Raw genomic sequence first — 5402 nt, 5'->3', positions numbered from 1 at the left:
GGAATACCTCGGAGACGTCGACGCCCTTTTCAGCGAGGTCGGCCCGGGTCGCGAGGATGTCCTTGACGGCGAAAATCTGGTTCTGGAGTGATCCGGGTGCGGCAGCGGTGATGCTCTTGCCGATCATGATCGATGCTTCCGACCCGGGAGGGGTCAGCTGCGCCACCCGGAAATCCTCGCTGGCGATGTAGTCGATATCGACGCGGAATCCGAGCGACTCGTAGAAGGCCTTGGCCCGGTCGACGTCGGAAACGGGAACGAACAGTACTTCAAGCTTCAAATCCATGATGTTAATCCTTTGTGTTGAGTCTGCTGAGTGGGTTGGTTGGGTGCTCAACGTCCGGGCGCCCGGGTGTTGATTTCCTGGAGAAGCCAGCTGTTGCCGTCCGGGTCGCTGAACGAGGCAAAGGACTGGTAGTCGGCGCGTTCCGGGTGCGGGCCCGCAACGCGGTGCTGGTTGTCGAGGTTGAAGATGAATCCCTTCGCGTAGTGGAATACCTCGGAGACGTCGACGCCCTTTTCAGCGAGGTCGGCCCGGGTCGCGAGGATGTCCTTGACGGCGAAAATCTGGTTCTGGAGTGATCCGGGTGCGGCAGCGGTGATGCTCTTGCCGATCATGATCGATGCTTCCGACCCGGGAGGGGTCAGCTGCGCCACCCGGAAGTCCTCGCTGGCGATGTAGTCGATATCGACGCGGAATCCGAGCGACTCGTAGAAGGCCTTGGCCCGGTCGACGTCGGAAACGGGAACGAACAGTACTTCTAGCTTCAAATCCATGATGTTAATCCTTTGTGTTGAGTTTGCTGAGTGGGTTGGTGGTTTTTGTACGGCAACAGGCTGCGCCGGTTGCCCGGGGAGGCGGAGACCCTAACCGGTGGTGAGCCGGTGCCCAGCCGCGGCGAGAGCGCGGGTCATGTGTTCCGCGTACCACTGCGGCCATTCGGTGTCGTACACCCCGCCCAGGACTTCGGCTTCGTAGATGCCGTGAGCAGCCGCGGCCTGCTTGAGTGCGTCTGTCAGTATCTCGGTGGTGGTCTGCGCCATTTGTGGTTCCTTCTCAGTGGGTTTGACGGTCTACGTGCTTCCGCTGCCCGGGAGGGGGCGGGATCTTGGGGGGAAGTGCTGAAGAATGCGGCAACCACTTCTGCGTCACCGGTTCAACTGGTAACGATATTGACATGCCATTCCGTCACCTGTCAAGAGGGTGACGTTTGGATGGAGCCTTCATTCGGCTAGCTTGACATTTTGGTAGTCAGCCGCCACCATCTAACTACTACAACTGGAAGTTAGGCAGGTGGGTCGGTGTCAATCAAACTCCAAGGCGCGCTCGAGGATCGGGGCGCCTGGCGGATGGAGAACTGCTCCATCGCCATGACGATGGAAATAATCGGAACCCGGTCATCGATGCTCATCCTGCGGGAGGCCATCTACGGCACCACCCGATTCGACGACTTCGTGCGACGGACAAAAGGCACCGATGCCATAGTTTCCGCCCGGCTCAAGCAACTTACGGATATTGGCCTCTTCGAGAAGCGTCCGTACCAGGAAGAGGGCAAGCGGAAGCGCTATGAGTACGTCCTGACGCCGAAGGGTGCGGATCTCATGCCGGCGGTGTTCGCGCTGATGCAGTGGGGCAACCGGTATTTGCAGTCCGACGACGGCGGCCCGTTGCGCCTCGTGAAACGCGGCACGGACATTCCAGTCGTTATCGGACCCCATATCGAATCGGATGCGCAGCTCGGGTTCGACGATCTCGAAATTGCCGCAAACGGCAACTGGATCGAGCAGGGGCACGCCTGATCAGTCAGCGCCGCGCTGCCCCGGGCGCCGGATCACAACATACAAATCAACTACGTTGCCGGAGATCGTTGGCCGGCAGAACAGAAGCCTTTCAATGTCGTCTAATACAACCCTCGAAACTCGTCCACCGGCCGCTCCCCGTCGCTCCAAGCTTCCTTCCGGGGTAGCTTTCACGGGGAGCGCGGTCACCTTCATCAGCCTGTACCTGGCGGCGGGTGCGCCGACGCCACTGCTCGCTTTCTACCAAGAGCGGTGGGGCTTTCCCGCGGCGGTTCTGACCCTCGCGTTCGCCGTCTACGCGATCGGCTTCCTTGCGGCCATGCTGACCGTCGGTTCACTCTCAGACCATGTAGGCCGGCGGCCCGTGCTGATCGGTGCACTCTTCGTTCAGCTCGTGGCGACCCTGATGTTCCTGGCAGCGCCCGACATCGGGTGGGTGATCGCCGCCCGCGTTGTGCAGGGCCTCGCCACCGGCGCTGCCACCAGCGCATTCACAGCCGCCCTCGCCGAACTCGCACCGCCGAACCGAAAGAAACTGGGCAGCATCCTTGGCAGCGTCGGCATGACCGCAGGGCTCGCTGTTGGCGCATTGCTTGCGGGGTTCGCCATCCAGTTCACGCCCGAGGCGAACACGAGCATCTTTGCCGTCCTCGCCCTCGTGACCGTCCTGGGGATCGTCGTCGTCGCGCTCTCTCCCGAGAGCGTGACCCGCACACCCGGGGCGTTGAGTTCCCTGATCCCGCGCATCTCCGTTCCGCCGGCTGCCAGAAGAGAATTTGCCGCCGCCGCCCCCGTGATAGCCGCAATCTGGATGCTCGCAGGTCTGTCCCTCGGACTCGCGCCGACAATCGTACGCAACGTCTTCCACTTGAACAGCGGCCTGGTCAACGGCCTCAGCGGTTTCATTGCGCCGGCAACTGCTGCTGTCGTGGCTGTCGCCTTCGGGCGGCTTAGCCCTCGGAACGGTATGACTCTTGGGATCTATGCGTCCATCGCCGGGACCATCGGCGTCGTGACCGGCGTGCTCGCCGGAAGCCTTGCGCTCATGATCGCCGGGCTGGTCATTACGGGTGTCGGCTTCGGGGCAGCCTTTTCCGGATCACTGCGCCTGATCATGCCGCTGGCCGGCCCCCAGCAGAGGGCGGGCATCGTGGCAGCCATTTACGTTGTCGCCTACATCGCGTTCGGCCTGCCCGTCATCATCGCTGGCCAGCTCGCCGCCCCGCTGGGCCTCATGCCGACGGTTGTCGGATATGGAGGCGCGACTGTCGTCCTCGCGCTGATGAGCCTCATCTCGCAGTTCGGCATCAGCCGCGGCCGTCATGAGTGAAGGGCGATCAGAGTGAAAGAGAGAGCAGGTCTTGGGTCTGCATGGAGTGTTCACCTCGGGATGCCGAGGGTGGCGATGAGGTCTTCGTGCAACTCGAACCATACGCGGTGGAAGGAGTCACGGTCTGTGGCTGTGAGCCAAGCCGGTTCCGTGGCTGCGTTTGCCACTGCTTGTTCGAGGCGTTTCGCGTATCCGCCGAACCGCGATAACACCGCGGTCAGGCGGACTTCCAGATCGCTTAGGGACGCCGCCGCCTGGGCGAAGGTTTGATGTGTTTGCTCGTCGATCCCACCATTTGGCTGATCTCCATCGGCGAGCCAGTGGAGTTGGAGTTTGCTGCAGGCGGCCACGACGTCTGCGTTCAGCGGTGCAAACTTCGCGTGCACGGCCGTGACAACTGCATAACCGCCTGTGCTGTCCAGTTCCGCCGCCAGGAGCCGTTCGTTTTCAGTCCTGCCCGCGACTGTCAGGGACCAGCCCCGGGTTCCCCCGAATGAGGAGCGCAACGCCCACCCTTTCGCGCCGGCATCAATAAGGAGTCGTTCGGCGTGGTGCGGATCCTGGCCGAACCGCTCTGCAACTGACTCAGTGTCGGCGAAGCCAAGCAGCCTCATGGCGTGGAGGGTGAGCATCATTGATGGTTGCTGCGGGCTCGTCATGGACCCGCTCCGGGACTTGCCGGTTTCCCGTGGACGGTTCCATGAGTTCCGTCCACCATGAGCGTCGTTCCGGCAGTGATACGGGTCAGGGCGTCCGTTATCCCCAGCACGGCGGGGATGCCGTATTCGCGGGCGACGATAGCGGCATGCGAAAGCATCCCGCCCGTTTCCGTGATGACTGCAGCGACCACCCCGAACAGTGGTGTCCAGGCGGGGTCAGTCGTGCGGCAGACCAGGACGTCGCCAGGGGTCACCGCGGAGAATTGATCGAGGCTCTGAACGGTGCGCGCAGTCCCGCACGCGGTACCCGGGCTGGCACCGATTCTGGTGAGAACGGCGCTGGCGTGATCCAAACTTTCTGTCCCGGCTTTGGCCGGAGAGGTAGATTCCATGTCAGCCCACCGCACCCGTCTCGGGCCTGCCGGACAGCCGGTCGAGTCTCTGCTGCGCGGCCTGCGCCGAGCGGAGACCAAGGCTCTGCGCAATCTGTGCCCAGGTCAGCCCCTCGGCCCGTGCCAGGAACAGGAGCGCGGTTTCCAGACCATCCATCTCGGCCCGGGCGGCTGAAATAAGGGTGAGGCCCGCCCGCAAGTCCAGACCATCCACCGCCGCTCCGCTACCGGTCCCGTTGGCCCGCCACAGGACGTGCTGGACCAGGTCGCTCGCGGAAGGGGGTTGCCGCTCACCCAGCCAGGGCCTGGGCGACAGTTCGGAAGCGCCTCTGTCCAGCAACACCCGCGTCGCCTTGCCCTTGGCCCCTTAGGGAGCCTCTCCGCCGCTCAAGAAAGGTCCCTCATGCCGGACTCCAGCGTCGAAGGGATCGCACGCTCCTACATCCAGGCCGTTGGCTCCCACGATATGGAAGCCCTTGAAAACCTGCTCGGTGAGGATCTTGTAGCCACTTTCGCCGGCACGACCCTCGACAAGGCCGGATGGACCACGGCACTCAAGCGCCTGCTCCCGGCCCTGGTCCGCAATGGGATCCGGGAGGTCTTCACCGCGCAGGACCGTGCCTGCGTCGTGTATGACTTCATCACCGATACGGCTGCTGGGGCCGTGAGGTGCATCGAGTTACTCACCATCAACGCAGGCAAAATCCGCGAGATCGAACTTGTCCTGGACCGGGTCGCCTTCGCCCCCGTCAATGAGGCCCTGAACGCGCGGGTGCCGCCGGCCTAATAAGGACTACCATCAGCTTTCCGAGCCCTCAGAGATCCGAGGTGCCGCGCGGCTGGACCGTCTTCGGGTGAGGGCGGGTCAGTCGATCCGCTCGGCCAGGGACACGATATTCCCCTCCGGACCGCTATGCGCCAGATGTTCTCATACTGGCCGATGTCGCCGACCGGCCCGTAGCCGTCCACGGTTATTTGCCGGCGGCAGGGACGAGCCTCTCTTCTCTTTTGCGGGCACGGTAGGCGGCAGCTTTCATCTTGTTGCCGCAGGGGTCCATGGCGCACCACTCCCGGCGCGCTCCCCGGGACCGATCGATGTAGACCCGGGTGCACTCGTGGTTCGCGCACTCCTTGAGCAGCGGCACGTCGGGTCCGCTGAGGACCTCGATGGCATGCCGTGCCACAGTTGACAGCGCCTCTATTGGGGTCGCTTCCGTCACT

General features: G+C 63.2%; 10 protein-coding genes. 3 read left to right on the top strand and 7 right to left on the bottom strand.

Translation table 11 applies throughout. The features are described 5' to 3' along the window. The 3 genes from AC1DR1_RS22810 to AC1DR1_RS22800 form a co-directional block, all read right to left on the bottom strand. Nucleotides 1–286: VOC family protein (locus AC1DR1_RS22810; protein ID WP_476993420.1), on the bottom strand; the 286-nt coding region annotated here is incomplete at its 3' end. A 47-nt stretch (nucleotides 287–333) separates the two neighbouring features. After that, complete coding sequence (locus AC1DR1_RS22805) at nucleotides 334–777, bottom strand: VOC family protein (protein WP_229995143.1); 444 nt, start codon at nucleotides 775–777, stop codon at nucleotides 334–336. 90 nt (nucleotides 778–867) lie between these two features. Then, nucleotides 868–1044: a hypothetical protein gene (locus tag AC1DR1_RS22800; RefSeq protein ID WP_476967240.1), complete on the bottom strand. Its 177-nt coding sequence runs from the start codon at nucleotides 1042–1044 to the stop codon at nucleotides 868–870. 258 nt (nucleotides 1045–1302) lie between these two features. Here AC1DR1_RS22800 and AC1DR1_RS22795 point away from each other — a divergent pair, with 258 nt between their 5' ends. Together AC1DR1_RS22795 and AC1DR1_RS22790 are read left to right on the top strand one after the other, a co-directional pair. Further along, nucleotides 1303–1800, top strand: coding sequence for a winged helix-turn-helix transcriptional regulator (locus AC1DR1_RS22795; RefSeq protein ID WP_476993419.1), 498 nt, complete (start codon nucleotides 1303–1305; stop codon nucleotides 1798–1800). A 94-nt stretch (nucleotides 1801–1894) separates the two neighbouring features. Next, a complete protein-coding gene (locus AC1DR1_RS22790; protein ID WP_229995140.1) occupies nucleotides 1895–3130 on the top strand; it encodes an MFS transporter in 1236 nt (411 codons plus the stop codon). A gap of 50 nt (nucleotides 3131–3180) precedes the next feature. Here AC1DR1_RS22790 and AC1DR1_RS22785 read toward each other — a convergent pair whose 3' ends face one another. The 3 genes from AC1DR1_RS22785 to AC1DR1_RS22775 are packed head-to-tail and all read right to left on the bottom strand — an operon-like array spanning nucleotide 3181 to nucleotide 4524. Continuing rightward, nucleotides 3181–3765: a hypothetical protein gene (locus tag AC1DR1_RS22785; RefSeq protein WP_229995139.1), complete on the bottom strand. Its 585-nt coding sequence runs from the start codon at nucleotides 3763–3765 to the stop codon at nucleotides 3181–3183. A 20-nt stretch (nucleotides 3766–3785) separates the two neighbouring features. Continuing rightward, nucleotides 3786–4142 carry a PEP-utilizing enzyme gene (locus tag AC1DR1_RS22780; RefSeq protein ID WP_476993418.1) on the bottom strand — a complete coding sequence of 119 codons (357 nt, stop codon included), beginning with the start codon at nucleotides 4140–4142 and terminating at the stop codon, nucleotides 3786–3788. 40 nt (nucleotides 4143–4182) lie between these two features. Then, entirely contained in the window at nucleotides 4183–4524 is a 342-nt protein-coding gene (locus AC1DR1_RS22775) for a hypothetical protein (protein WP_476993417.1), read from the bottom strand. 60 nt (nucleotides 4525–4584) lie between these two features. Between AC1DR1_RS22775 and AC1DR1_RS22770 the strand changes: the two genes are divergently transcribed. Beyond that, the gene (locus AC1DR1_RS22770) at nucleotides 4585–4968 is read left to right on the top strand and encodes a nuclear transport factor 2 family protein (protein WP_476993416.1); all 384 of its coding nucleotides are present in this window, start codon (nucleotides 4585–4587) and stop codon (nucleotides 4966–4968) included. Nucleotides 4969–5152: 184 nt separating this feature from the next. On the opposite strand, the gene AC1DR1_RS22765 is transcribed toward AC1DR1_RS22770, so the two are convergent. Further along, on the bottom strand, nucleotides 5153–5402 hold a 250-nt coding region (locus AC1DR1_RS22765; RefSeq protein ID WP_476993415.1), incomplete at its 5' end, for a CGNR zinc finger domain-containing protein.

It is taken from the genome of Arthrobacter sp. P4_F10 (assembly GCF_056401435.1).
This window is presented reverse-complemented; position numbering and strand designations above follow the sequence as displayed.

Bases quoted from the DNA above. Each gene is read 5' to 3' on its own strand.
- AC1DR1_RS22805 (WP_229995143.1), bottom strand. From the start codon at position 777: ATGGATTTGAAGCTAGAAGTACTGTTCGTTCCCGTTTCCGACGTCGAC.
- AC1DR1_RS22800 (WP_476967240.1), bottom strand. From the start codon at position 1,044: ATGGCGCAGACCACCACCGAGATACTGACAGACGCACTCAAGCAGGCC.
- AC1DR1_RS22790 (WP_229995140.1), top strand. From the start codon at position 1,895: ATGTCGTCTAATACAACCCTCGAAACTCGTCCACCGGCCGCTCCCCGT.
- AC1DR1_RS22785 (WP_229995139.1), bottom strand. From the start codon at position 3,765: ATGATGCTCACCCTCCACGCCATGAGGCTGCTTGGCTTCGCCGACACT.
- AC1DR1_RS22770 (WP_476993416.1), top strand. From the start codon at position 4,585: ATGCCGGACTCCAGCGTCGAAGGGATCGCACGCTCCTACATCCAGGCC.